Source organism: Paenibacillus jiangxiensis (assembly GCF_046098255.1).
In the GTDB taxonomy this organism is placed as follows: domain Bacteria; phylum Bacillota; class Bacilli; order Paenibacillales; family Paenibacillaceae; genus Paenibacillus; species Paenibacillus jiagnxiensis.
The window spans coordinates 1-26,921 of record NZ_JBJURI010000043.1; the positions used below are offsets into that span (position 1 = coordinate 1).

The 26,921-nt window shown below is 52.1% G+C and carries 24 protein-coding genes, 1 rRNA gene and 1 other RNA gene; 6 read left to right on the forward strand and 20 right to left on the reverse strand.

The features are described from left to right. The 15 genes from ACI1P2_RS28510 to rpoE form a co-directional block, all read right to left on the reverse strand. Positions 1-351 (reverse strand): 16S ribosomal RNA (locus ACI1P2_RS28510); the annotation flags it as partial. 437 nt (positions 352-788) lie between these two features. Next, positions 789-1,055 (reverse strand): pro-sigmaK processing inhibitor BofA family protein, encoded by a 267-nt coding sequence (locus ACI1P2_RS28515; protein WP_355326440.1) that lies wholly within the window; start codon positions 1,053-1,055, stop codon positions 789-791. Next, positions 1,052-1,360, reverse strand: coding sequence for a DUF2508 domain-containing protein (locus ACI1P2_RS28520; RefSeq protein ID WP_408976370.1), 309 nt, complete (start codon positions 1,358-1,360; stop codon positions 1,052-1,054). The genes ACI1P2_RS28515 and ACI1P2_RS28520 overlap by 4 nt, the downstream gene beginning before the upstream one ends. A 153-nt stretch (positions 1,361-1,513) precedes the next feature. Beyond that, positions 1,514-2,113, reverse strand: a complete 600-nt coding sequence (gene recR / locus ACI1P2_RS28525) for a recombination mediator RecR (RefSeq protein ID WP_355326443.1) — start codon at positions 2,111-2,113, stop codon at positions 1,514-1,516. A 27-nt stretch (positions 2,114-2,140) separates the two neighbouring features. Then, on the reverse strand, positions 2,141-2,452 hold the full coding sequence (locus tag ACI1P2_RS28530) for a YbaB/EbfC family nucleoid-associated protein (RefSeq protein ID WP_355326446.1): 312 nt from the start codon (positions 2,450-2,452) through the stop codon (positions 2,141-2,143). 34 nt (positions 2,453-2,486) lie between these two features. Continuing rightward, positions 2,487-4,217 (reverse strand): DNA polymerase III subunit gamma/tau, encoded by a 1,731-nt coding sequence (gene dnaX, locus ACI1P2_RS28535; RefSeq protein ID WP_355326449.1) that lies wholly within the window; start codon positions 4,215-4,217, stop codon positions 2,487-2,489. A gap of 181 nt (positions 4,218-4,398) precedes the next feature. After that, positions 4,399-4,665, reverse strand: an RNA gene (gene ffs / locus ACI1P2_RS28540) — signal recognition particle sRNA large type. 134 nt (positions 4,666-4,799) lie between these two features. After that, a complete protein-coding gene (gene rpmE / locus ACI1P2_RS28545) occupies positions 4,800-4,997 on the reverse strand; it encodes a 50S ribosomal protein L31 (protein WP_355326452.1) in 198 nt (65 codons plus the stop codon). 110 nt (positions 4,998-5,107) lie between these two features. After that, positions 5,108-6,385, reverse strand: coding sequence for a radical SAM protein (locus tag ACI1P2_RS28550; protein ID WP_355326455.1), 1,278 nt, complete (start codon positions 6,383-6,385; stop codon positions 5,108-5,110). Between the two features lie 56 nt (positions 6,386-6,441). Next, positions 6,442-7,773 carry a transcription termination factor Rho gene (gene rho / locus ACI1P2_RS28555; protein WP_355326458.1) on the reverse strand — a complete coding sequence of 444 codons (1,332 nt, stop codon included), beginning with the start codon at positions 7,771-7,773 and terminating at the stop codon, positions 6,442-6,444. 173 nt (positions 7,774-7,946) lie between these two features. After that, positions 7,947-9,200, reverse strand: coding sequence for a UDP-N-acetylglucosamine 1-carboxyvinyltransferase (locus ACI1P2_RS28560; protein WP_355326461.1), 1,254 nt, complete (start codon positions 9,198-9,200; stop codon positions 7,947-7,949). Positions 9,201-9,407: 207 nt separating this feature from the next. Continuing rightward, positions 9,408-10,262, reverse strand: a complete 855-nt coding sequence (gene fba / locus ACI1P2_RS28565) for a class II fructose-1,6-bisphosphate aldolase (RefSeq protein ID WP_355326464.1) — start codon at positions 10,260-10,262, stop codon at positions 9,408-9,410. 365 nt (positions 10,263-10,627) lie between these two features. Beyond that, on the reverse strand, positions 10,628-11,020 hold the full coding sequence (locus ACI1P2_RS28570) for a response regulator (protein WP_355326467.1): 393 nt from the start codon (positions 11,018-11,020) through the stop codon (positions 10,628-10,630). 174 nt (positions 11,021-11,194) lie between these two features. Continuing rightward, on the reverse strand, positions 11,195-12,796 hold the full coding sequence (locus tag ACI1P2_RS28575; protein ID WP_355326470.1) for a CTP synthase: 1,602 nt from the start codon (positions 12,794-12,796) through the stop codon (positions 11,195-11,197). A gap of 379 nt (positions 12,797-13,175) precedes the next feature. Beyond that, positions 13,176-13,724: a DNA-directed RNA polymerase subunit delta gene (gene rpoE, locus ACI1P2_RS28580; protein WP_355326473.1), complete on the reverse strand. Its 549-nt coding sequence runs from the start codon at positions 13,722-13,724 to the stop codon at positions 13,176-13,178. Positions 13,725-14,118: 394 nt separating this feature from the next. On the opposite strand from rpoE, the gene ACI1P2_RS28585 reads away from it, so the two are divergent. After that, a complete protein-coding gene (locus ACI1P2_RS28585; RefSeq protein WP_355326476.1) occupies positions 14,119-15,276 on the forward strand; it encodes a S8 family peptidase in 1,158 nt (385 codons plus the stop codon). Positions 15,277-15,352: 76 nt separating this feature from the next. Here ACI1P2_RS28585 and argS read toward each other — a convergent pair whose 3' ends face one another. From argS to speE, 3 genes are all read right to left on the reverse strand, one after another. Then, positions 15,353-17,032 (reverse strand): arginine--tRNA ligase, encoded by a 1,680-nt coding sequence (gene argS, locus ACI1P2_RS28590; RefSeq protein ID WP_355326479.1) that lies wholly within the window; start codon positions 17,030-17,032, stop codon positions 15,353-15,355. Next, positions 17,029-17,454, reverse strand: a complete 426-nt coding sequence (locus tag ACI1P2_RS28595) for a YwiB family protein (RefSeq protein WP_355326559.1) — start codon at positions 17,452-17,454, stop codon at positions 17,029-17,031. Before ACI1P2_RS28595 ends, argS begins: the two co-directional genes overlap by 4 nt. A gap of 182 nt (positions 17,455-17,636) precedes the next feature. Continuing rightward, positions 17,637-18,464, reverse strand: a complete 828-nt coding sequence (speE, locus tag ACI1P2_RS28600) for a polyamine aminopropyltransferase (protein WP_355326482.1) — start codon at positions 18,462-18,464, stop codon at positions 17,637-17,639. Positions 18,465-18,752: 288 nt separating this feature from the next. Here speE and ACI1P2_RS28605 point away from each other — a divergent pair, with 288 nt between their 5' ends. Further along, positions 18,753-20,828 (forward strand): transglycosylase domain-containing protein, encoded by a 2,076-nt coding sequence (locus ACI1P2_RS28605; protein WP_408976371.1) that lies wholly within the window; start codon positions 18,753-18,755, stop codon positions 20,826-20,828. Positions 20,829-20,844: 16 nt separating this feature from the next. Here the strand turns inward: ACI1P2_RS28605 and ACI1P2_RS28610 are convergent, their stop codons facing one another. Continuing rightward, complete coding sequence (locus ACI1P2_RS28610; RefSeq protein WP_355326485.1) at positions 20,845-21,654, reverse strand: LysR family transcriptional regulator; 810 nt, start codon at positions 21,652-21,654, stop codon at positions 20,845-20,847. Here ACI1P2_RS28610 and ACI1P2_RS28615 point away from each other — a divergent pair. Next, complete coding sequence (locus ACI1P2_RS28615; protein WP_355326488.1) at positions 21,647-22,555, forward strand: MFS transporter; 909 nt, start codon at positions 21,647-21,649, stop codon at positions 22,553-22,555. The genes ACI1P2_RS28610 and ACI1P2_RS28615 overlap by 8 nt on opposite strands. A 92-nt stretch (positions 22,556-22,647) precedes the next feature. Beyond that, positions 22,648-23,370 (forward strand): DNA-3-methyladenine glycosylase, encoded by a 723-nt coding sequence (locus ACI1P2_RS28620; RefSeq protein WP_355326491.1) that lies wholly within the window; start codon positions 22,648-22,650, stop codon positions 23,368-23,370. Positions 23,371-23,470: 100 nt separating this feature from the next. On the opposite strand, the gene ACI1P2_RS28625 is transcribed toward ACI1P2_RS28620, so the two are convergent. Further along, positions 23,471-23,977, reverse strand: coding sequence for a YwhD family protein (locus tag ACI1P2_RS28625; protein ID WP_355326494.1), 507 nt, complete (start codon positions 23,975-23,977; stop codon positions 23,471-23,473). 122 nt (positions 23,978-24,099) lie between these two features. On the opposite strand from ACI1P2_RS28625, the gene ACI1P2_RS28630 reads away from it, so the two are divergent. Beyond that, positions 24,100-26,064 carry a M1 family metallopeptidase gene (locus ACI1P2_RS28630; RefSeq protein WP_355326497.1) on the forward strand — a complete coding sequence of 655 codons (1,965 nt, stop codon included), beginning with the start codon at positions 24,100-24,102 and terminating at the stop codon, positions 26,062-26,064. Between the two features lie 13 nt (positions 26,065-26,077). Continuing rightward, positions 26,078-26,908: a hypothetical protein gene (locus ACI1P2_RS28635; RefSeq protein WP_355326500.1), complete on the forward strand. Its 831-nt coding sequence runs from the start codon at positions 26,078-26,080 to the stop codon at positions 26,906-26,908. Positions 26,909-26,921 lie beyond the last annotated feature (13 nt).

A 26,921-nucleotide genomic window follows, 5' to 3' on the forward strand; every position in this document is an offset into this window, starting at 1 on the left:
GAGTCTGGGCCGTGTCTCAGTCCCAGTGTGGCCGATCACCCTCTCAGGTCGGCTACGCATCGTCGCCTTGGTAGGCCGTTACCCCACCAACTAGCTAATGCGCCGCAGGCCCATCCTCAAGTGACAGATTGCTCCGTCTTTCATCGTTTCCCCATGCAGGAAAACGAATTATCCGGTATTAGCTACCGTTTCCGGTAGTTATCCCAGTCTTCAGGGCAGGTTGCCTACGTGTTACTCACCCGTCCGCCGCTAACTCTCAGAGGAGCAAGCTCCTCATCAAGTCCGCTCGACTTGCATGTATTAGGCACGCCGCCAGCGTTCGTCCTGAGCCAGGATCAAACTCTCCAATAAAGATGTTACGAAGTAACATCGACCTCACCGGATTTGGGTCCCACTCGACTGAGTGAATCAAATTCGGTGAGCACTATCGAAAGAGCGATTAAGCTCATTTGAATCTGACAAGATATCATATCTCAATGTTCGCTCCGTCATTCATTCTGTCATAGACACGAACCAAATGACATTGCGGATCGGTTTTACGATGTAAAACCTACTCACTCGTTGTTCAGTTTTCAAAGATCAAACACTTAATTTTCATCACCACTGCATCTCAGCGGCGACTTTAATAATATAACACACAACATCGAAATGAGTCAACAACTTTTTTGAAAGAAATTTTCTCTTTGCAGCTGTTAAAACACTTCATGCTCAAAACAGCAGTCATTAATGTATCACAGTTTCACTTGGTCCGTCAACTTCGGCCCCGGAGCTTGTTGGCATCCGCCCGATCAGGTGTATAAAAACAGTTTTAAAGCATACAGCAGCCCTACCCCCGGCAAACCCAAAACGGCTACTGCCCCTATTGTTACCGGATTGAGTGGAATATGCACTTGGGTGATCCAACCGGAATAATTGACGACATAAATACCCATTGCAGCTATTGCCAAATGTGCACCAAACGTCACCAACCAGCCAGCCCTCGCTTTTTTCATAACCAGCAGATAAAACAGCAACACTACAGAAATGAACATAACTGCCCACGCCACCATTTTCATTCGGCCTTCCTCCCTCTGTTCCACATGAGACTTTCTATTGCCCCCGCTTCATCGGCAGGGAGCCGGAGACGGTGAAGCCCGCTCTGTTTGGCCTTTTTTAATTGGATCTGGTAGTTCCGTTCCGCCGCTTCGAGCACAAAAATAGCGTAATCAATCTGATCTACTCCCACAGCCTCTTGAAACATGCGCTGCGCTCTTATCCAGTCCGTATGGGCAGCACACACATCAGCAAACAGCTCTGTTTGATGCTCAGCATTATCCGGCTCGTCTTGTTTTCTTCTGTTCCAGGTCCACACTTTGCTCACTCCCTACCGATGTTGCTCGGCATCAGTTCCTGCCGTCTCTACATACTTATTCGGGAAATGGACAAACTTAGAACCTCTATCCGGGCCCGGACCGAAATGATTTGGGGGCGACAAAAAAAGGCCAACCGGAAAATGATCCGATTGACCTTCTCTCTAATTCAGTTGGCGTCTTCCTTCAAGCGCCTTGGATAAGGTTACTTCGTCGGCGTACTCCAAATCCCCACCTACTGGAAGCCCGTGCGCAATACGGGTAACGGTAATATCAAAAGGCTTGACCAGCCGCGAAATATACATGGCTGTAGCTTCCCCCTCAATATTCGGGTTGGTCGCTAAAATCAACTCTTTTACCCGCTCATCACTCAAACGGGTAAGCAGCTCCTTAAGCCGGATATCTTCAGGCCCCACACCCTCCATGGGCGAGATAGCGCCCTGCAGGACATGGTAATACCCGTCATACTCCTTCGTTCTCTCCATGGCGACAAGGTCCTTGGAATCCTGAACGACGCATATGATTGACGAGTCCCGTGTTTTATCCTGGCAAATTCGGCATGGATCCGTATCCGTAATATTGCAGCAGACCGAGCAGTAATGGAGATTCCGTTTGACACTCACCAAGGCCTTGGCAAAATCGATCACGTCATCTTCTTGCATATTCAGCACGTGAAAGGCGAGTCGGGCGGCGGTTTTCGGACCAACCCCCGGCAGGCGGGTAAATGCATCGATCAGCTTCGCAATCGGCTCCGGATAGTACAAAGTCTGTTGCTCCTTCGTTCTTATAGATTAGAACAGGCCCGGAATTTTCATTCCGCCCGTAAATTTACTCATATCATTATTGGCAAGTTCGTCAGCTTTGGTAAGCGCATCATTAACGGCAGTCAGCACAAGGTCCTGCAGCATTTCAACATCATCAGGGTCAACAGCCTCGGGTTTGATGGCGATAGACAGAATTTTCTTGTGTCCATTAGCCTGTACAGTAACTACCCCGCCTCCTGAAGTGCCTTCAACCGTCTTCTCCCCGAGCTGCTCCTGAGCCTTAAGCATCTGCTCCTGCATCTTCTTAACCTGCTTCATCATTTGGTTCATGTTATTCATTAATCATCATCTCCTCAAACAAAATTTAAACAGCTCATTCCTTGATTACGATGAGGTCTTCACCAAAGAGCTCAATCGCCTCATCAATCCATGGCTCCTTGGACTTTCCCGGCTCTTCACCCTCGTGCTCCAGCTTAAACTCTTCTTCCTGCCGGGTATTAGTTCCTTCAATAGCCTCCGACCAATCGCGCTGCATCATCGTGACGAGACGAAACGGCTTGCCAAGCTGTTCGTGAAGCACTCTTTCAATCACTTGCCTGTTGGCCGGCTTCTCGGTCGTCTCCCGGTGAATGTTATTTTTGAAGGCCACCAATACGGCATCCTCATACAGCGATACAGGCTCGCCATCCATAAACCAGGCATGCACGGTAACCTTCTCTTCTTTGACCCGCTGCAAAATCTGGCTCCATTTGCGGGCAGCCTCCAAAAAATCCGGACTGGACTTTGCGGCTACAAACTCCTTGAGCTGGGAAGGCAGCTTGGCCGGTGCGGAAATCCGCGGAGCCGCCGCCCTTGAAGCCGCAGGCCGATTCCCTGGGCCCTCTTGTCCAGCTCCCCCGGAAAGCCCCCCTTGCAATGCGCGCTCCAGTTTCTTTTCCATCTCCGAGAGCTGTCTCTTAAGAGCCGCTATCTCCGCACTGTCAGTCCCGGAGGCTTGCCCCTCTTGGCGGGATGGGGTCTGCCGGATGCTGCAAAGCTTCAGCAAAGCTACCTCAAAAAGCGTCTGAGGCTGGACGGCATATTTCATTTCACTTTGATAGCGATTCAGCGTATCAATCATCTGGAAAAGCTGCTCTTTCGTGAATATGGCAGCCACGTCCTGAAACTGTGAGGGATCAAGCACTCTTTCCGTCAGCTTATCCGCCTGCGGCACCATTTTGATCATGAGGAGATCGCGAAAATAATACAACAGATTCTCCATGCATTTATCGGCGCTCTTGCCTTCCTGCATGAAGCCTTCAATCATCTGCAGAACCGTGGCAACATCCTCCTGCTGAACCGCTTGGGCAAGCTTGCTGAACTGCTCGGAAGGAATACCACCGGTCATATCGATGACCTGCCGGTATGTCACCCGTCCGTCTGTAAAGGATGAAATCTGATCCAGCACACTCAGCGCATCACGCATACCGCCGTCGGACAAACGCGCAATATACTGCAGCGCATCGCGATCCGCTTCGATATTCTCCTGTCTGCAGATCAATTCCAGTCGATCCGTCTGTTCCTCCAGCGACACACGCCGGAAATCAAAACGCTGGCATCGGGAAATAATAGTGGCAGGGAGCCGGTGAGGCTCAGTGGTTGCTAAAATAAACATGACGTGCGGAGGCGGTTCTTCGAGCGTCTTAAGAAGAGCGTTGAACGCTTCCGTCGTCAGCATATGCACTTCATCAATGATATACACTTTTTGCCGGACTTCCGTCGGCGCATATTTCACTTTATCCCGCAAATCACGGATTTCTTCAACACCACGGTTGGAGGCCGCATCAATCTCCTGCACATCCATAACCGCCCCGGCTGTTATCCGCTTACAGGATTCGCACTCATTGCAGGGCTCGGTGGCCGGACCACGCTCGCAGTTCACAGCCTTGGCCAAAATTTTGGCCGCACTCGTCTTGCCGGTGCCCCGGGGACCGCTGAACAAATAAGCATGGGACGTACGTCCCTCCCGAATGGCATTCTGCAAGGTCTGGATAATATGCTGCTGTCCTACCATGTCCTGAAACGACTGAGGCCGCCAAGCACGGTACAACGCTATATGTTCCAATTCGCGTTACCCTCTTTCAACATCACTTTCGTGACCTTCGTCGTTACTACATTATACTATATTCCCGTACGAATCTAAACTTTAACCTGTCCCGGTTTTTATGTACAAAAAAACATCCTTTGCCTGTGGCAAAAGATGCTGTGTGCTGCAACCATCAATGGATTTGAATATTCATATTAAGCCGTGCACCTGTTATTGATAATTGCGATCCGAGCGGCAAACCTGCGCAGCAACTCGGGCTAGGCCACCCTCCGGCACATGAGCGGGCTTGCTTATGGCTGCTTCCTTCCGGACCTGACCAGGTTCACAAGTACTCATTGCGGAGGACCCAACCGTCAACATTGTGCTCAGGGACCAGCCTCACATCGACAATACCGCTAACAGGAATTCAACCTCGCTATAGCGGATTGCGAGTTACAGGGCACCGCTGCCTCCCCGTCTAGCACGGTGAAAATAAGTATATCCTATGCATGTACAAAAATCAACCGGGATAAAATGGTCCCTTTTCCGGCAACAAAAAAGACCTCCGCACAAGGCAAAGGTCTGTCTGATACGGTTCATGCCGCGAAACGGCCTACCGGATTACATTCCGTATTTTTTCTTAAATCTATCAACACGTCCGCCGGCATCAACAAATTTTTGTTTGCCTGTGAAGAACGGATGGCAATTGGAGCAAATCTCCACGCGCAGGTCTTCTTTGACGGAGCCTGTTTCAAACGTATTACCACAAGCGCATGTTACAGTAGTAACGTGATATTTCGGTTGAATAGCTTCTTGCATGAGTTTCACCTCTTTCCGCCCTGAGCATCTTATCAGCCCAGAGATATATGGACATATGATTATATTATATCATCCATTACAACTGTCCGCAATGGCTTTCACATAATATTTCAACGCGTCATAACCGGTGACTTCGGCCGTGCCTGCCCTGATGGCGGGACATGGGTATACGATCCGATCACAACATCAGGAAGCTCCTGCCGGTAAATCTCCAGCATCTGCTTCATGCCCAAGATCTCACCCTGGGCTCGAGGGATAAGCTCCAGATACGCTTCCGGATCGATGTTAAGATTGCGCATTTGAATAAGCTTCAGCTTGGTGCGCTTGGCAAATTCAATCATCGCCTCAATTTCTTCCTCCCGGTCGGTTACACCCGGAAAGATAAGATAATTGATCGAGGTATAGACCCCTTGCTCGGCCGCATACTTCATCGATTTCTCCACATTGGCCAGAGTATAGGCCCGCGGCTTGTAATACGCATTATAATGATCATCCAGCGCGCTGATTGTGCTGACTCGCATCAGATCAAGCCCTGCATCTACAATTCCCCGGATATGATCCGTTAACCCGGCATTTGTATTGATATTGATGTATCCCATGTCCGTTGTTTTGCGGACTTCCCGGATCGCTTCGATAATCAGCTTGGCCTGCGTGGACGGCTCGCCCTCACACCCTTGTCCAAAACTGATGATGGATTCAGGGGTTTTCAGGTGCTCCAGCATAATCTCTACAATTTCCTCCACCCGCGGCCGGAAGTTCATTCGGGTCTGCGGGGATACGAACCCGCTGTCATCCGGCTGCTCGGAGATACATCCGAAGCATCCCGCATTACAGGAATAAGATACTGGCACGCCGCCTTCCCAGCGGTTCAAAAACGTATTTGACGAGGTCAGGCATTCATAACCGAGCGCACAATTGGACAAATGCTGATATAAGCGGTTGTCCGGATACTGCTCCGTCAGCCGTTGTACGCCTAGCCGCACCTGGCTGCGGTCACAGTTGTCCGGATTCCATTTGTCCGGTTGATCGCTTTGTTCCGCTGTGACGTAAAAAGAACCGTCTTTCCATACGACAGCCGAATATCCGAATAACGGAAGGCGGTATTCCTTGTCCGTCTTCACATAACCCGGCAGACAGAGTCGAGTATACCCCTGGGGCAACAAGGCACCCACGGCCTGCACGTTTCCGGGCAGAGGCACCATTTCCCCCGTATCCGGGTTCATGCCGACCGGCCGGGTGTGCGGCAGCCCGACCAGAGTAGCCCCATCAGGAAGGGGTACCAGCTCATCCTCCATAATTTCGACGATCATATCGGCGCTGCGGGCAAGACCGTACAGCGAAGGATGATCAAAGACGTTGCCTTTTTCATCAGCGTATACCAAATACATATCGGAACTCCTTTCGTTCCTTCAAGCGTTGCAGCTTTTGAGATCTATTCATATATTTACCCGTTCGTAGTAGCAGGGACCGTAGCTGCCGCTGATCTTGGCGTTCTGCGCTGACCGCCGCCACTGCCGGATCCTCCAGCCGGAGCCGAAATGTCAAAGGAAGCCAAAAACTCGGCATTGGTTTTGGTGTTGCGCAGCTTTTTCAGGAAGTTTTCCACAAATTCATGGCTTTCCGTCATATTTCTACGGATGGCCCAGATGGTGTCCAGCTCATCTTTATTAAGCAGAACTTCTTCACGGCGTGTTCCCGAACGTCTGATATCAATGGCAGGGAATATGCGGCGCTCAGCCAGCTTCCGGTCAAGATGCAGCTCCATATTGCCCGTACCCTTAAATTCTTCATAAATAATGTCATCCATACGCGAGCCCGTATCAATCAGCGCGGTAGCCAGAATAGTCAGACTGCCGCCCTCTTCCACGTTCCGGGCAGAGCCAAAAAACCGCTTCGGACGGTGAAATGCCGCCGGATCGATACCGCCGCTCAGCGTGCGGCCGGAAGGAGGGATAACCAGGTTGTAGGCGCGTGCAAGCCGTGTAATGCTGTCCAGCAAAATGACAACGTCCTTCTTAGCCTCCACCAGACGGAGCGCGCGCTCCAGCACCAGTTCAGCCACCTTGATGTGATTCTCGGGCAGCTCGTCAAACGTCGAAGCCACAACCTCCCCTTTCACCGAACGCGACATATCGGTTACTTCTTCAGGGCGTTCATCGATCAAAAGAACAAACAATTCGATCTCGGGATTGTTGGTTGAGATGCTGTTGGCAATTTCTTTGAGGAGTAACGTTTTCCCAGCTTTTGGAGGGGCTACGATCAATCCGCGCTGTCCTAATCCAACAGGGGCAAGTATATCCATAATTCGCGTAGACAAATTGTTGGGGGAGGTTTCGAGAACCAGCTTGGTTTGCGGATAAAGTGGAGTCAGGGCCGGAAAGTGCAGCCGTTCCGCCGCATGCTCTGGACTTTCACCATTGACTGCGTTCACCTGGAGCAGCCCGAAGTAACGTTCATTCTCTTTCGGAGCACGGCATTTGCCGGATACCAAGTCGCCCGTTCGAAGATCAAACTTTCGAATCTGAGAAGCCGATATATAGATATCCTCGGCACTCGGGAGATAGTTAATCGGCCTCAGGAAGCCATAGCCCTCGGGCAGAATCTCCAGCACACCCTGCATGAACATCAGGCCGCTCTGTTCCGCCTGCGCCCTCAGGATGGCAAAAATCAACTCTTTTTTCTTCAACTGACCGTAATACGGGATTTGATACTGCTTGGCAAGCTTGTATAAATCCGTCAGCTTTTTTTCTTCCAGATCGGAAATTTGCAGATCCATGTAATAACCACCTATTCAATTAATAAGTCCGTTAAGATAAAGGACAAAATCTTCATTCATTTATTTTTACCCAAAAAGGTATAAATTATGCAGCAAAAGCGAGAGACGCAAGGCATTTTGCTTCCTTGCGCCGGCTGTTGCCGTGTTAAAACCCAACATCACCTGAAGGAGTATCACTCATTCTGACGCCATACATCCGCTCCCAGCATCCGTAAGTTGGATACGAGATGATCATAACCGCGATCAATATATTCAACGCCGGTTACTTCGGTAACTCCATCCTCCACTGTAAGCCCGGCAATGACCAGCGCCGCGCCTGCGCGCAGATCGGCGGCTTTAACCTTGGCGGCGTTCAGAGGGCCGCCTTCGATGATGGCCGAGCGTCCTTCCACACGAATCTTAGCACCCATGCGGATCAATTCCGGTACATGCTTAAAGCGGTTGCTGTATACAAAGTCGCTCAGCACGCTCACACCGCGGGCTTGCGTAAGCAGACTGGTCATCGGTGACTGAAGGTCTGTGGCAAAACCCGGATAGACCAGCGCCTTGACGTCAACATGCTCATAGGAAGGCGCTCCCTTGACCCGGATGCTCTCATCAAATTCCTCAATGACGACACCCATTTCCTGCATTTTGGCAGTAATGGCCTCCAGGTGCTTGGGAATAACGTTATCGATCAGTACATCCCCGCGCGTGGCAGCTGCGGCTATCATATAGGTGCCGGCCTGAATTCGATCCGGAATGATGGAGTGGCGGCAGCCGTGAAGCTCCGAAACGCCCTCGATCCGGATCGTTTCGGTTCCGGCCCCCTTGATGACGGCGCCCATTGAATTTAGTAATGTGGCTACATCTATAATCTCAGGCTCTTTGGCCGCATTTTCGATAATTGTAGCGCCTTTGGCCCGGGCGGCCGCCAGCATGATATTAATGGTCGCTCCGACACTGCTGACATCCAGATAGATTTTCGTGCCGCGCAGCTCTTTTGCGTGCAAATGAATGGAGCCATGCTCGTTGGTCACGGTCGCTCCAAGCGCCTCAAAGCCTTTGATATGCTGGTCAATAGGCCGGGGCTCAAAATTGCATCCTCCAGGGAGTCCGACCACCGCTTCCTTAAACCTTCCGAGCATTGCCCCCATCATATAATAGGAAGCGCGAAGCTTCTTGACAGGGCCGTTAGGCATCGGAATGGATTTGATGGCTGAAGGATCAATGCGCATTTGGCTGCCTTCCCAGACAACCTTTGCCCCAAGCTCCTCCAAAATTTCGGCATACACCGCAACATCGCTAAGAAGAGGCAAATTATCCAGTATCACTTCCGATTCCGCCAGAATAGCGGCAGGAATCAAAGCGATTGCACTGTTCTTGGCTCCGCTGATGGAAACCATGCCCTGCAGTGGACGTCCACCGCTAATCATCAATTTTTCCATAAGCTTTAGGGTCCCCCTACTTCACTCCACAGCTGAAAACATGTTCTCATGGAAGTCAATTGGTAACTGAAATGGAAAAACACCGGCTAAGCGGTGCACTTCCATATCCGTATGATATCGGACAGCCCCCGAAGGGTCTGTCCGATGTAAAATCGAGTGTTTCAGTAACTGCAGGATAACAACCGCATCCTGTAAAATAACCTTGTCTTACGCCTTGTTGTTGGAGCCGAACTCGCGGATTTTTCCAATAACTGTTTGTTTGATTGCGTCACGGCCTGGCACAATGTATTTGCGTGGGTCATAAGCATCAGGCTTGGCAGCCAGAACTTCGCGGACAGCCTTGGTGAACTCAATTTGGTTCTCGGTGTTAACGTTGATTTTAGAAGTTCCGAGAGAGATGGCTTTTTTGATGTCATGAGTAGGAATTCCAGTACCGCCATGCAGAACCAGTGGAACTTTAACCGCATTGCAGATTTCTTCCATTTCCTTGAAGCCAAGGTTTGGCTCGCCTTTGTACGGTCCGTGAACGGAGCCCAGCGCAGGAGCCAGCGTATCGATGCCTGTTTCATTTACGATGCGTACGCAGTCGTCCAGTTTGGCATACATTACGTCACCGACAACGTCGTCTTCCTGGCCGCCGACCATGCCGACTTCGGCTTCAACGGAAACACCTTTGGCATGAGCGTATTCAACAACCTTCTTGGTTGTCGCAATATTGGTGTCGATCGGGCTGTGGGAATCGTCGATCATAACGGATGTAAATCCGGCGTCGATCGCTTCTTTACATTTCTCGAAGCTGGAGCCATGGTCAAGATGAATGGCAACCGGAACCGTGATTTTCATGTCGTGCAGGAGGCCTTCTACCATTTTTACAACAGTATAAAAGCCGCCCATATGGCGTGCGGCACCCTCGGATACACCGAGAATTACCGGGGATTTCTCTTCTTCGGCAGCAGCGAGAATAGCTTGGGTCCACTCCAGGTTGTTGATGTTGTATTGACCTACAGCATATTTCCCTTCAAGGGCTTTGTTCAGCATGTCTGTCATGGATACTAATGGCATGGTTTCATCCTCCTAAGGGGTATTGGGTTTGTCTATGGTTTTTAGCCGACATTCACACAGGGCCTATTATACCACATCCCATGTCAAATACTAAACAAGCTTTTACAGGCGCATAAAGGGGCCGGAAAGCCCGTAATCACCCGTTTTGTCCTACAAAAAACAGCCCCTCGCGTGTATAGCAGCCTAACCACCAGATATAGACCCATGATGCTATATTTCATCTATATATTGCATCTTTTATAAACGGGTTAAGAAGGTCTTTTTCCGTCCTTTAACTACCAGCCTCGGAATACACTCTTCAATTTATACTAGCAGTTTAACAAAAAATACAAAAAAACAAAAAACCCTGTACAAATACAGGGCTCTTACCTGAACCGGTTAGGCTCTTCCTGTCCATCCTTCAGCTGTCCGTTCACCGCGATGCGCATTTCATCGATATCAAACGGCTTGGTGAAATGCATCAGAGCGCCCAGTTCAGTCGCTTCCTTGATCATATCGAGTTCACCGTAAGCTGTCATCATAATTACTTTGATCTCAGGATTTCCGCTTTTGATGTGCTTTAAGATTTCCAGCCCGTCCATGCCTGGAATCTTCATATCCAGCAGCACAAGGTCCGGTGTCTCGCGTTCAACGATTTCCAGAGCGATTTTTCCGTTGGCCGCTTGAAAGGTCTCATACCCCTCACTGCTGAACACTTCCATCAACAAAATGCGGATACCGTTTTGGTCATCGACTATCAGAACCTTTTTCATCTCCACTTTTTTAACCTCCCGGGTCTTGAAAAGCAACAATGGCTGTCCTAAGCAAAGTCCGGAGCTGTAAGCCATTGATATAACTGATCACTCAAAAGGTATTCGCGCTTAACGGGTGAAATCCTTCCCCTGTTCAAAAATGTGGAAAAGAAAAGGCCTCCCGGGGGAGACCTTTGTTGCTTAAGCTTTATTCAGCAAGGATGCTTTGACAAATTCACGGAACAGCGGCTGCGGACGGTTCGGACGGGACGTAAACTCCGGATGGAACTGTACGGCCAGGAACCAAGGGTGATCCGGATACTCCACAATCTCCACCAGACGTCCGTCCGGAGAGGTGCCGGAAATTTTCAGGCCGGCTCCCTCGATCACTTCACGGTACTCGTTATTAAATTCATACCGGTGACGGTGTCTTTCATACACAAGCTCATCATTATAACAAGACATGGCGAGGGAGCCCTCAACCAGCTTGCACGGATATAATCCGAGCCGCATCGTTCCGCCCAAATCTTCGATATCCTTCTGTTCAGGCAGCAGGTCGATTACCGGGTATTCAGTCGCCGGGTTAATTTCAGAGCTGTTGGCTCCGTCCAATCCCGCCAGCGCGCGGGCCACTTCAATGACGGAAACCTGCATGCCAAGGCAAATGCCGAAGAACGGAATTTTCCGCTCACGGGCGTAGCGAATCGCGCTGATTTTGCCCTCGATTCCCCGGTCTCCGAAACCGCCTGGCACCAGAATGCCGCCTACACCGCCAAGAATGCTCTCCACATTCTCATCCGTAAGCTCTTCTGCATTGACCCAGCGGATCTTCACGTCCGCATTGGCGGCAAATCCTGCGTGAGAAAGGGACTCCACCACGCTGAGATAGGCATCATGCAAAGCGACATATTTGCCGACAATGGCAATCTCAACGGTCGTCTCCAGCCTGCTGATCCGGTCTACGAGCGCTTCCCATTCCGACATATCCGCAGGAGGGGTGGTCAGCTTCAGATGGTTGACAACAATTTCATCCAACCCCTCTTCCCGCAGGTTGAGCGGAACTTCATACAGAGTGGAAGCATCGCGGCATTCCACCACCGCATTGGGGTCAATATCGCAGAAGAGGGCGATCTTCGCCTTCATGTCGGCAGACAATTCATGCTCTGTCCGGCAGACGATCACGTTCGGCTGAATGCCGATGCTGCGCAGTTCTTTTACGCTGTGCTGGGTCGGCTTTGTCTTCACTTCCCCGGCCGCCTTGATATAAGGAATGAGCGTAACGTGGATGTACATCACGTTCTCGCGTCCGACCTCGCTTTTGATCTGACGGATCGCTTCCAGGAAAGGAAGACTTTCAATATCGCCTACCGTACCGCCGATTTCCGTAATGACAACGTCCGAGCCTGCTTCACGGCCTGCGCGGAATACGCGTTCTTTGATCTCGTTGGTAATGTGCGGAATGACTTGAACGGTTCCCCCAAGGTACTCGCCGCGGCGTTCCTTGCTGATGACGCTGGAATACACTTTACCTGTAGTAACGTTGCTGTTCTTTGACAGATTGATATCAATGAAACGTTCATAATGGCCAAGGTCCAGGTCCGTTTCCGCGCCATCATCCGTTACGAATACTTCACCGTGCTGATAAGGACTCATGGTGCCCGGATCCACGTTGATATATGGATCAAATTTCTGGATCGTTACTTTCAATCCCCTGTTCTTAAGCAGCCTGCCGAGCGAAGCAGCCGTAATTCCTTTTCCCAGGGAAGACACAACTCCGCCTGTCACGAAAATATACTTTGTCACTTTTTAAAACCCTCCTAAATAAAGTCCAGAAATTCAGGCGACATATGATGTTAGCGTAACCCGTTTGCACGGATTATCATCCACAAAGAAAGCAGCGGATCAATTTCCCAACTCCGCCGCCTACCGCTTGCATGTTAAGGTCAACAGCACCGAGCCGGGCTGGAAAACCCCTATAAAAAACAAAAAAGCACTCCCGTGGTAACGGGGCACTTTTAGCACTCAAAACGCACATATTATATAACTCAATCATAAGCCCAAGCAATAGTTTACCTTTTGTTCATACCTCTGTCAAGAAACTTTGAACGACTTGTCGGGAAAGATGGAAATTCCAAAAAAAGAAAAAAAGGGAGCATCCGCCCGTCTCCCTTTTATTCCGGTATTAATACTCATCCTCTTCTTCCGCCGGCTCTTCATCATTCTCTTCTTCCGAGTCTTCCTCTTCATCAAGGTCCTCGTCATCCAGCACGACGTCTTCATCGGTGTCATCGTCGTCATCGCCATCGAACAGATCATCATCATCGTCGGCGTCGGGATCATCCACATCTCCGAAATCGTCGTCGGCGTCGTAGGCTTCTTCCTCTTCCTCATGATAATCTTCTTCCTCATCGTCCTCATCATTGATGATGCGCGGACGCTTGCCGCCTGTAAGGGCATCTTCCGATTTATCTACCGGATACCAGCGCTTGAGGCCCCACAGATTGGTGCCTACACAGGCAAAACGGCCGTCAATGTTGATCTCGGTATATAGCTGAGCAATGACTTCATTGATTTCTTCTTCAGACAAGCCCCGCAGCTTGGCAACTTCATTCATCAAATCACGATAGTAGAAGGGCGTATTGGCTGCCTTCAGCACCATGAATGCCAGGTCTACCATCGGTATTTCATGGACTTTCTCGGGGTCAAGCTTCAAGTTGAGTGGCGTACTCACTTAAGGACACTTCCTCTCATGCGTAATTCACACGAACATTCTAGCCTGCGATTGCTCCATGCAGACTAACTTATCCATTATCACACCTAAGTAAACATTATTTAGGCTTAAATTGCAAGCTAAATGCCCATGTACCGGGGCAGGATTTCAAAGAACAGGATAGAGGCACGCAAAAAAGGCGGGTTACCCCGCCTCCGACTGTATCCCCTCTGAAGGCTAGGCCTTCAAAGGTGATGCGAAAGAGCTTGTAGCTCTCACAGTATCCTATGTCCGCAGTTAATGAATGACACGCAGGAAGCCTATTAATTGTAAAAAGGGGCATGTTCCTCATGCGGCTCTCCTCCTCCTTTCATACAATAATTCAGCATGGCTCAACAGGGGGGAGCGCCTCTTCATGGACTATCCGGGATTTTTGCAGCTATTAAACAAGGCTATTCAGGAGCCAGCCCGCTCGGGGCGGCCAAAACAGATTATCCGGTTCAATAAAGCGTCTCAATACAGGGAGTGTCTTTCGTATTTGCAGAAAATGAAGCCAGGTCTGTCCGGTCTGCGGAGCGTTCAGCCATCCCACCTGATCAGGGCCCTGATCGCTCCGCTTGCCTCAAGAGACCGGCTCGGCAAATATCAGAACGGTGTTGTCATTGAAAATGATTCACGCATCCGCGTTCACGGAGGAGCGGCTCCGCTCTCTGCGGAGACCGTCTCCACCCTCCCCTGGGGGGTTAAAAAAATAAAGGCCCATCAAGCATGGCCTCTCTCCACAGGCTCACAGATCCGGATTGGCGTCATTGACACGGGTGTCGATTTTCGTCATTCCGATCTCCGGCATTGTCTTGCCCATGGGGTCAATCTGCTGAACCGGGCTCTTCTGCCGTACGACGATAACGGACACGGCACCCATATCGCCGGAGCTATAGCGGCTGCCAGCTATGAGCGGGGGGCCGTTGGCGTGGCCCCAGGCGCAATCATCTGTCCCGTCAAGGCTTTCGATCACAACGGCTCGGCGTACGTATCCGACATCATCCTTGCCATAGATTGGTGCGTTCGCAACCGGATCCATATTATCAACATGAGCTTCGGCATGAAGACACGCAGCAAGGCGCTGCTTGATGTCGTCAACAAAGCACATGCCAACGGGATTGTGATCGTAGCTTCGTCGGGCAATGACGGCAAAAGGCAAAGCATCGATTACCCCGCCCGTTATCCGCAGACGATCGCCGTCGGGGCCACGGACCGTCTCGGACGCATCGCTTCATTCAGCAACCGCGGTCCGCACGTGGATATCTATGCGCCAGGCGAGAAAATCGTCTCTGCATGGGTCAACAACAGGTACCATGAAATGAGCGGCACCTCCATGGCGACCTCTCACGTGAGCGGCGCCATCGCGCTTCTGCTCGAACAAAGGCCCGGCCTTTCACCGGCGGAGATCAAAACGCTGCTCAGACGGACAGCTTCGCCCATACGACAGCGCTCGGGCACGGTGTCCAAAACGCACAGATTGGGAGAAGTGGATGCCTACCGGCTCGTTCGGGAAGGGATTAAACTGAAATAATAAATATGTAAAACCGCCCGGCTTTCGGGCGGTTGATTTTTCGACTATATCTGATTTGTGTAATCCGTCTGCTCTGTTACATGCGCTCCGGCGCAGTTACACCAACGAGTCTCAGCGCATTGGCAATCACCGTACGGACAGCAGCCAGAAGGGCCAGCCGGGCCTGCGTCTGTTCCGTATCCTCCGTAATGACACGCTCAGCCTTGTAATAGCTGTGGAACATGGACGCCAGCTCGTATACGTAACGAATCATGCGGTGCGGGGCATAGGACGCAGCCGCCGTGGACACTTCGTCCGGCAGTTCGCCGATTTTGCGGAGCAGGTCATACTCATGCTCGGCATTCAGTCTGGACAGGTTCACTTCCGACAGCGGCAGAACGTTGATGCCCTGCTCCTCCGCCTGACGGAACACGCTGCATACGCGGGCATGCGCATACTGCACATAGAAAACAGGGTTTTCGTTGGATGTGGAGATCGCCAAATCCATATCAAAATCAAGATGCGAGTCCATGCTGCGCATCGTGAAGAAGTAGCGGATCGCGTCAACGCCCACTTCCTCCATCAGATCCTCCATCGTAACGGCTTTGCCGGTACGCTTGGACATTTTTACTTTTTCCCCGTTCTGGAACAGGCTCACCATTTGGGCAATGAGCACTTTAAGCTTGTCCGGGTCATTACCGAGCGCCTCCATAGCAGCCTTCATGCGCGGAATATATCCGTGATGGTCTGCACCCCAGATGTTGATAATAATGTCGTACCCGCGTGCGTATTTGTCACGATGGTAAGCGATATCCGGCGTCAAGTAGGTATAGGTGCCGTCGTTCTTGATGAGCACCCGATCCTTGTCATCCCCGTACTTCGTCGTGTTGAGCCAGGTTGCTCCTTCCTTCTCGTACACCTCATTACGGTCGCGCAGCTCATTCAGCGCCTTGAGCACTTCCCCGTTCTCGTACAGGGAGGTTTCGCTGAACCAGGAATCGAACGGAACCCGGAAGCGCTCAAGATCCCGCTTGATCTTGTCCAGCTCTTTCTTCAGCCCGTATTCGCGGAAAAAAGCCGCCCGGTCTCCCGGGTTCATGGACAGCAGAGAGTCGCCTTTCTCTTCTACAAGCTCCTTGGCGAAACCGATAATATCCTCGCCGTGGTAGCCGTCTTCCGGCATTTCCGCCTGCTGGCCAAGCTGCTGCAGATAACGGGCCTCAATGGAACGGCTCATGTTGTAGATCTGATTGCCGGCATCATTAATGTAGTATTCACGTGTAACCTGGTAGCCGGCGAAATCAAGCACATTGCAAAGCGAATCGCCGACAGCGGCGCCGCGCGCATGCCCGAGGTGCAGGCTGCCTGTCGGGTTGGCGCTGACAAACTCAACCTGCACCTTCTTGCCTGCCCCGTCCTGTGTGCGACCGTAGCCGTCTCCCTGCTCCAGCACACGGCCGATCACCGGATACAGGTATCTCTTGTTCAGTCTGAAATTGATAAATCCAGGACCGGCGATTTCGGCTCCTTCAATAGAAGCGGACACCAGATCCATATGTTCGATAATTTGCTCCGCGATTTGGCGCGGATTCTTCTTCGCGATGCGTGTCAGCTGCATCGCTGCGTTGGTAGCCAGGTCACCGTGCGCCTTATCCTTCGGAACCTCAAGCGCTACAGCCGGCAGCTCCTCCCGGCTTACGATGCCTGCCGCCAGAATGGCGGCTTCAATGGCTTCTTTTACTTTCTGATTCACCTGTTCAAGCGGGTTGCTCGTCATGATTCTTGCTCCTCCTGTATCAACAAACTGATCGCGAAATGTCCGGAAAACTCTTCATATACATACAGATCATATGCCCACTCCACATGACCGGAGAGGCCATCCAGCCGGATGTCCAGCTTTCCGGTATCGTTCGACATCATGAAGTTCATGTATGGCGAACGGTAAAACCCGGGCAGCTTGCTGCCCTGCTTGAAGGTCTGCTCGGACTGAATGTCTCCGTGACGGATCAGTTTAAGCTCGTCCTTCCCGATTTTAACGGTGGTCCGTGTCTTTCCGCCCTGCGGCCCCTCCTGCGGATCTTCATACCTGACGTACAGGCTGCCGCCGCGAATCGTCGCTTCCGCGGGAAGCTCCTGCACGACGTTCTCCCCGCCATGGCGGCTGTGCAGACGGATGCGGACCGGTGTATGCTGCGACATCGTCTTTTCGGCTCCCATTCTATGCATTCCTACTGTACTACTATAGCCAGTTCCCCGCCGCAATTCAATTCAAACAGTAAAAAACCCCGCCTTGCCGAAGCAGCAGGATTCGCCTGGCGTCGCGGGCAGGGTCAGGGTTTGCGTGATGGATCAATTCGCTGCTGCGTAAACCGGTAACATCTTTATTTGGTCAGATCTTCCACGAACTTGGGCAGAACAAACGCCGCTTTGTGCAGGCGCGGGCTGTAGTATTTCGTATCCATTTCAGGAATTTGCGTTTCATCCACTTCGAGCGGATCATACTTCTTGCTGCCCAGCGTGAAGGTCCACAATCCACTCGGGTAGGTCGGAATGTTGGCGCCATAAACGCGCACAATCGGGAAGATTTCCTTTACGTCTTTGTTTACCTTCCGGATCAGATCAGCCTTGAACCACGGGTTGTCCGTTTGGGCGATAAATATCCCGTCATCCTTCAGCGCTTCGTAAATGCCCTGATAGAAGCCTCTCTCGAAGAGCGGGGCGGCCGGACCGACCGGTTCGGTGGAATCGACCATAATCACGTCATACTCATTTTTATGCTCAAGAATATGCATGTACCCGTCATTAACCAGCACCTCTACGTTAGGCTCATCCAGCTTGCCGGCAATTTCAGGCAGGTACTTTTTGGAGTATTCAATGACTTCACCATCAATTTCCACCAGAACAGCCTTCTCCACTTCAGGATGCTTGATGACCTCGCGGATGACGCCGCCGTCCCCGCCGCCGACGACCAGTACCCTTTTCGGGTTCGGGTGAGTGTTGAGCGCCGGATGGGCCACCATTTCATGGTAGACGAATTCATCTTTTACCGTGGTCATGACCATGCCGTCCAGCACGAGCATGTTGCCGAATTCTTCGGTCTCCACCATGGCAAGATCCTGAAATTCCGTTTTTTCATTTACATAGGTCTGTTTAATTTTGGCCGTGATGCCGAAAGAGGAAGTCTGCTTCTCCGTAAACCACAATTCCATCGTTCTACCTTCTTTCCCGTCGAATTCGTGTCAGGACTTTATCCCATCGCCTGGACGCTTGCACACGTCTTGCATTATAAGTTACCCCCATCGGGACTGCAAAACATGTTTTTATTGAAACTTTCCTGTATTTAATTTACCCTGCCGAAGGGGATGACATCTGCTATTTTTCGTAAAAACCCCTGAATTTCCCGTTACGAATCCGGTTCTGTTTGAATAGACCCCGGGGGATTGACAATAATGAGTAATCAATAATGGGTAGTCAATAAGTGTGAAGAAGGTGATCAAATGAGCGGGATGCGGCCCAATTCACCAAGCAGAGGACATGGATTCTTTTTGTTCATTAAAATAGCTTTTGTTACCGCCCTGATCGGGCTGATCGCGGCCGCGGGGCTGCTTGTCTACTTATACGGCACAAGCCTTCCCTTAGCGGATACGGATCGTAATTCCCGGCTGCTCGACAGCGAGGGGCAGGTGATTGCCACCTTCTCGGCTGGGGGCAAGAATTCAATCCCCGTGCCGCTAAACGCCATCTCCAAGGATGTGATCGACGCCACGCTGGCCGTGGAGGACCGCAAGTTTTACAGCCATCCCGGCTTTGATTTTAAAGGCATGGCCAGAGCGGCGCTTGTGAACCTGGAGCATTGGAAAATGGCGCAGGGCGCAAGCACGCTGACCCAGCAGCTTGCACGCAATCTGTATCTCTCGCATGAACGGACCTGGACGCGCAAGGCCAAAGAAGCTTTTTATACCGCCCAGCTTGAAATGAAGTACAGCAAGGATGAAATTCTGGGAATGTATCTTAACGAAGTCTATTACGGGCACGGCGCATACGGGATTGAAGCGGCTGCGCAAATGTATTTCGGCAAATCGGCAGACAAGCTGAGCCTGGCGGAAAGCGCTCTGCTCGCAGGCATCCCCAAGGGGCCCACCTACTATTCGCCATACAACCATATGAAGAATGCCAAAAACCGGCAGAAAATTGTGCTGGACTCCATGGTTGAGACAGGCAGCATCACGGCTGCCGAGGCGGACGCCGCTTACGAGCAAATTCTTGCGATCAAACCCGAGAGCGAACGAAGAAGCGTGGAGGCGGCCCCTTATTTCCGCGATTATATCCGGAAACTGGCTGTGGAGCAGTTGGGAATTGACGAGAAGCTGCTTGAACATGGTGGCCTGAGCATTTATACCACGCTTGATATGCGTATGCAGCAGGCGGCGGAGCAGGCGGTAAGCAAGGGGCTGAAGGGCAGCAGCGGACTGGAAACGGCCCTCATCTCCATGGACCCCCGCACCGGGTATATCAAGGCCATGATCGGCGGGAGAAACTATGTGGAAAATCAATATAACCACGTGTTTGCCGCTACCCGCCAGCCCGGATCATCCTTCAAGCCGATCATGTACCTGACCGCGCTGGATTCCGGCGAGATGACAAGCCTGTCGATGTTCGAGAGCCGACCTACGCTTTTCCGGTATGACGATGACCGGAAAACGTACCAGCCGCGCAACTTCGGGGACAAGTATCTCGGGGAGATCGACATGAGACGCGCCATCGCGGCCTCGGACAATATTTATGCGGTAAATACGATATTGAAAATCGGTACGGAAAAGGTCATATCCACGGCTCACAGCATGGGCATTACAAGCAAGCTGGAGTCGGTCCCGTCACTCGCGCTGGGGGTCTCGCCAGTCAGCCCGTTCGAAATGGCTGCCGCCTACTCGGTCATCGGCGGAGGCGGCGTTCAGGTGCAGCCGACGGCCATCCTCCGCATTACCGATGCGGGAGGACGCATAATATACGAGGCTCCCAAGCCTTCCGGCAAACAGGTCGTCAAACCAGCGTCCGCTTATGTGCTCACCCGCCTGATGGAGGGCGTGTTCGAGGAAGGCGGCACCGGCAGCCGCGTGGCCGATCTGATGAAGCGACCGGTGGCGGGCAAGAGCGGCACCACCGACACCGATGCCTGGATGATCGGCTTTACGCCCGAGCTGACGACCGCCGTATGGGTCGGCTATGACAAGGGCAAGAGCATCACGGCCACAGACGCCCACCGTGCGGCTCCCATTTTCGCCGAATATACGGAGAAAGCGCTGGAGAATGTGCCCCCTAAAATATTCCCCATCCCGGAAGGCGTCGTCAGTGTATACATCGATCCGGACTCCGGCAAGCTCTCGTCCTCCGACTGTCCCAGCCAGCGTCTGGAGGTGTTCGTGAAAGGGACTGAGCCCAAGGAAGCCTGCCCAGGGCAAGGAGGAAGCGCGAAACCGGAGAATAAGGAAATGCTGCAGGACGGCTTACAGGCGAACGACCGGGAGGAGAAAAGATCCTGGTGGGCTGATTTCAAGCGCTGGTTGATGGACTGAGGAGACCGACCTGACCTCAGCCATGATTAAAATAGTCTATGGATTTCTGGATAAACGCTTTGGCAGATTGGGTGAGGAAGCGGTCGGCTCGATGAATAATTTCCAGGTTCCGGTATGGAGGATCGTCCTTAATCCGAATGCAGCGTAATGCCGGTTCATTCATCGCTTCTATGATTGGATAAGGCATGACGGTCCCACCAATGTTAGCCTTTACAAGACTAATAATAGAGGTGGCAGAGCTGGTCTCCATGATGGTATTCAATGTGAAACCATATTTCCGACAGTAGCCGTCAACCAATTCTCTGCCTGTGAATCCTTCGGGGAACATTACCGTCTCGATATGACGGAGTTCCTCGATCCCAATATAGTCACGGTCTGCCCAATCGTGGTTCCTGGAAACGACCAGCACATATTCTTCGCTGCACAAAGGAATACGGACAAGGCGTTCGTCCGGAGCGGAAGTCAGCCAGATCCCGATGTCCGCTTCGTTCTCCAACACTTGATTCAATACGTAAACAGAAGATACAAGCTTTAATTTCACTTTGGGAAAAATGGCATGAAAATCGACAAGCAATTGGCTGATCCGGTAGTCCAAATCGGACGGAAGAACACCGATCACCAGCTCCCCACGCTGATCATTACGGAGTTCAGCCATGGCGTCTTTGGTATTCTGCAAGTGGCGAACCATCTGTACACAGTGCTCCAGGAACAATGCTCCGGCTTGTGTGAGCACTGTTTTTTTGCCGACCCGGTCGAACAAGGGTACTCCCAGTTCATCCTCCAGTGCCCGTATCTGCTGGCTCAAGGTGGGCTGCGAAATGTTCACGGCATTCCTGGCCGGTGTAGGTATTGCGCTTGCCGGACCGCTGCTGTCCAGCTTTATTAAGCAGTATTTCCCGGCCCGCGTTGCTTCTATGGTAGGGATTTATTCTACAGCTATGGCTGTCGGGGCCAGCTTTAGCGTCGGCCTGTCCGTGCCACTGCAAAATGCATTGGGAGGCTCGTGGAGAGGGTCGCTGGCGGTGTGGGCCCTGCTTGCGGTGATTGCCCTGCCAATCTGGTTAGCATTGGCGATAACCGGCCGAAGGAATCGACAATATGGGCAGACTGCTGCCGCGAACGATGCGTCTTTTCCCGTGAAAAAAATGCGCGCCTGGGTGCTGACGTTGTTTTTCGGGCTGGTGTCGGCGATTTTCTATTCCTTGACTGCCTGGCTTGCGCCTGCGATTCAGAGCCATGGTTATACCAAAGAGACTGCCGGCAGCATCCAAACGTGGTTTACTATCATTTCATTGCCTTCGACTTTATTGATTCCAATGTTTGTTCAACGTTTCCAGAAACGTTTGTTCTGGCTTGTCGGTTGTGCGCTGATGGAATTGATCGGGGTATTGATGCTGAATCTGTCCGTCAGCCCGTGGATTGTGGCCATCCCCCTGGGAATCGGCGCGGGAGGGCTGTTCCCGATTGCTCTGATGCTGCCGATTGATGAGACGGACAATGCTTCGGAAGCAAGCAGCTGGTCGGCGATGGCCCAATCCGGAGGCTATATTCTGGGGGCTCTTGGGCCGCTGGGAATCGGCTGGCTGCATGATGCCTCGGGCAGCTTCGTTTATGCTTTCTACGGTCTGGCCGTTATCATCGTTCTGCAAATCATGGTTCAATTGGTCATAGGGAATAAAAAAAGCTCAAATTCCGCTTCCAAAAACATGGAATATCAGGGGACTTGAGCGCCAAACTATGGGTGGGCAGTACCGGCATCTCCCATCGTTCTCTCCGATAGGTTATGATGAAGTAAACGTATATCAGGAGGAAAACATTCATGGACAAACAATCAGCGCGGGGCTCGGGTTCCCGGGCGGCGGCTGCGGATCATCCAGAAACCGGCGGGCGGCATGCCCTTCTTACTCCCAGCTTGTACGCCATGACTGCGCTGGAGGCCGGTCCGCGTCTGCTCGGACAGACGCTCGTGCGAGTGACGGAGGACGGGGAAATCCGCTGCCGGATCGTTGAAACGGAGAGCTACGGCGGCGCGGAGGACAAAGGGAGTCACGCTTATGGGAACCGCAGAACCGCCCGAACGGAGACGATGTTCCAGCCGGGTGGCTGCGCTTATGTGTATCTCATTTACGGCATGTACCACTGTCTGAACGTCGTGACGGGCCTGGCAGATGATCCACAAGCTGTCTTGATCCGTGCCGTCGAGCCGCTTACGGACAGAGATGCCGCCCTGATGGCAAGCTACAAAGGCGGAGCGCCGAAGCGGCCATACGAGTTAAGCGGTGGGCCCGGCAGGCTGTGCAAGGCGCTGCGCATCGACAAAAGCCTGAACGGCGTTCCGCTGAACCAGCCGTCCGGTCCCCTGTGGCTGGAAGCCGCGCCGCCATCCGTGCCGGACTTCGGGATTATGCATGGCCCGCGCATCAACATCGATTATGCCGAGGAGTATGCAAGCAAGCCCTGGCGCTTCGTTATTGAGAAGCACGCTTACAATTCCGCCAAGAAAGCATCGCTGGATTGGTACTGCAGGTATGGAGAGCTGTAGGAGTACGATCGGAGGAATGGTTCGTTCCCGAAACGTCTCAGAACATAAAAGAGGAGTCCCAGGTCAATAGATCTTCCGGGACTCCTCTCTAAATATTGCTTCAGCCTTCCAGTGCCTGCTTCAACTCATCAGGAGAAGCGTTCCACCATTCTTCATTATGCGAAATCAGCAGCTTCTTCAGCACAGTTTTCTCTTCACTGCCCAGCTCATCCAGCATAAATCTGCGCTTCAATGCGTAATCCATCCGGTTCACATGGTCGGCAAGAATTTTCCACCCACGCTTGGCCTCTTCATCAATCAGCATCTCACAGGCCGTCGCGCCGCCGTAGAATCGGCTGTCCGCCGTTCGGTCCACCGCCACCCACACGACCCACACCTGACGGCCGTTAGGCACGTCCTCCTTGTTAGGGGAAAATTTGATCCCGCGCTCCACCTTGCTCTTCGCATGCATGGCTCCGACATCAATCTTCGCTTCACCGCGGTCGATGATCACCGGGGACATGTTGTTCAGGTCGATGGAGCCAGCTCCAAAACCTTTATGTTTGCTTTTGCTGCTTACAATATTCAAAGCGATTTGCTTCTTGCCGTCCGGCTGGTTCTGATTCATAACCTATTCCTCCATATCATTGTCGACCATCTAACGTCTACAAATTATTTTAACTAATAATCCCCGGAAAGCAAACATATACATGCTGTAGATGCTTGTCAACGGGAGGTATCCAAAACAATATGAAGCTACAGCGCGGCAAAACCTTTCTCTGTCTGCTGCTTGTTCTTTCCATCCTGTCCGGGGGAGAAGCTGTGTCCGCCCGTCAGCCATCCGCTGCGGCTGCGCCGGAACAGGCCAAGCCCCCGGTGTCCTCTTCCGTGCCTCAGACTTCTGCCCTGCCTTCACAATCCACGGCTGAGGTCCTGAGCAACCGGGTCGTGGAATACCACATCGATGTGTCTTTGGAAGAAGGGGCGACTCTGCAGGGGAAGGAAACGATCACCTGGAAGCATCCCGGACGGAAACCCGTCAATGAGCTTTATTTTCATATGTATCCGAATGCCTTCGCTTCACCGGCAACAACGTTTATGAAGGAAACAGGCGGCAAGCTGCGCAATGATACGATGCCCGCCAACGGCTACGGCTCAATCACTTTGAAAGACCTGAAGACAGAGGACGGGCTTCCACTGATGCACCGTATCCAGTATGTTCAGCCCGATGACGGCAATACGGCGGACCAGACGCTGATGAAGGTAAGGCTCCCCAGACCTGTGAAAGGAGGGGAGAGCATCACCCTGTATATGAGCTTTGAAGTGAAGCTTCCCAAAGTCTTTGCGCGGATGGGGTATGCCGGTGATTTCGTCATGGCTGGGCAATGGTTTCCGAAGATCAGCGTCTATGAGCCCGCCGGACGGCGGGGCCGTGCGGAAGAGGGATGGAATCTGCACCAATACCACGGCAATTCCGAGTTTTATGCCGATTTCGGGATTTACAGCGTGCGCATTCAGGTGCCCGATTCCTATATCGTAGCTGCCACTGGCTTTCCTACACGGGCTCCGGTCAGCAAAGGCGGACGCAGAATTTATCAGTATTATGCAGATGATGTGCATGATTTTGCCTGGGCCGCCTCGCCTGATTTTGTCACCTATGAAGAGCCATTCTCCACCGCGCAGGTGCCGGGCGTCAAGATCAAGCTGTATATGGACTCCTCTCATAAAGAGCTGAAAGCCCGTTATATGTATGCAGCCAAAGCCGCACTGTCCAACTTCAGCAAGTGGTACGGGCCCTATCCCTACTCCACCTTGTCCATCGTCGTTCCTCCGCAAAATGCAAACGGCGCCGGCGGAATGGAGTATCCGACGCTAGTTACGGCTTTCGGGGCTGACGATGCCGCGCCGGGATATAGCCTGGAGCGAACCGTGGTGCATGAAATCGCCCATCAATACTTTTACGGCATCGTGGCCAGCAATGAGTTCGAAGAACCGTGGCTCGATGAAGGGTTCGCCTCCTATGCGGAGGATAAATTAATGGAACAGGAATACGGCCTCATCCCGAACACGCCTTTGCAATCTGGACAGGTCTATGCCCCTGAACCGCTGACCCGTGAAGCATGGAAATACAGCTCGCCCAGCCACTATGCGCAAAATGCTTACCTGCGCGGCAAATTGGTGCTGCTTGGCATGGAACGGCAGCTGGGAAGCGCCAAAATGGAAGCTTTGCTTCGTTCCTATGTGCGGAAATACCGCTTCAAGCATCCATCCACCCAGGATTTTCAGCGAGTGGCGGAGAAATTGACGGGCAGGTCATGGTCCCAATATTTCAATCAGTATGTATACGGCAGCCAGATGGCCGATTTCGCGGTGGACAGCATTCAGCTTCGCAAGCTGGAGAATGGGATGTACGAGTCTGTCGTTACCGTTTCCAAAAAGGGTGGCGACGTGCCGGCAGTGCCCGTACAGATTACGTTCGAGGATAAAAGCAGCGTGCAGAAAACATGGGACGGCAAGCAGCAAAAGGTAACCTACCGTATTCAAAGCCGGTCCCCTGCAGTCTCGGTGGTCATTGATCCCCTTCATACGATCCCTCTGGAGAACAACCACCTGAATAACACACTGCTGGCCAAGCTGCCGGAGAAAACCGAAACGCGCTGGCTTCTGGGGATGACCAGGCTGGCTGAAGCTCTGATTGGAAGTCTGTCATGGTGAGGTGTCCGAGGTGATGAATTCTGTCAAAGAGGGTTGGACGCTCGTCCGCTTGCACTTTTTCATCGTAATTCTGCTGTTTATCTACCGTCTTGTCTGGGGAGTATTCAACTATAAATACACCGAGTCGGGGATCGTGCCCCTGCTGCTGCGTTATCCGGGAAGCGGGCAGAGCGAGCTCAATCAGACCTTATTCTGGATGGAGAGCCAAATTGCATTGACGCAAAATTCTTCCGTCCATCTGTATTTCTGGGTTCTGCTTGCGGTCATCATGCTGCGCATGCTGTTGACCCCTTTGGTCCGGGTGGGTGTGTATTACAGCCTGCACATGAAGAAAGAACAGGGGCGGCGCTCCTTTCTCATCGGCATCCGTCTGTTCTGGCGTTCGTCCCTTTTATATTACATGGTTGAAATCTGCCTTCTGCTGCTTCCCGGATACTGGATTATACCGCGTCTGCTGCAGACTCTGTCCGGTTCAATGAACGAGCCGCTCCTGGCTGCCGTCCGTCTTCTCCCCTACATCGCTTTATGGGGCGTTTTGGCCTGGCTCATCCGTCAATGCGTGATGTACATGCAGTTCGGAACGATCAGTGGGAGGGGCGCGTGGTTCTCGCTCGCCTGCTGCATGCGGCGAATCCTGCCCGGTATCGGAATATCCGCACTGCTCGGAGCATCCGTAATCGTCCTGCTCTCTATCTTTACCGCTTCGGCCTGGCTGTGGACAGGGCTGCTTGCACTCATTCTGCATCAGACCTACCATTTTATTTCTTCACTTTTTACAATATGGCATACGTCCGCACAGTATCATTTATGGAATACGGCCTGTGATTCGTTCGCCAAGGAGTAAATTGATGCCAACC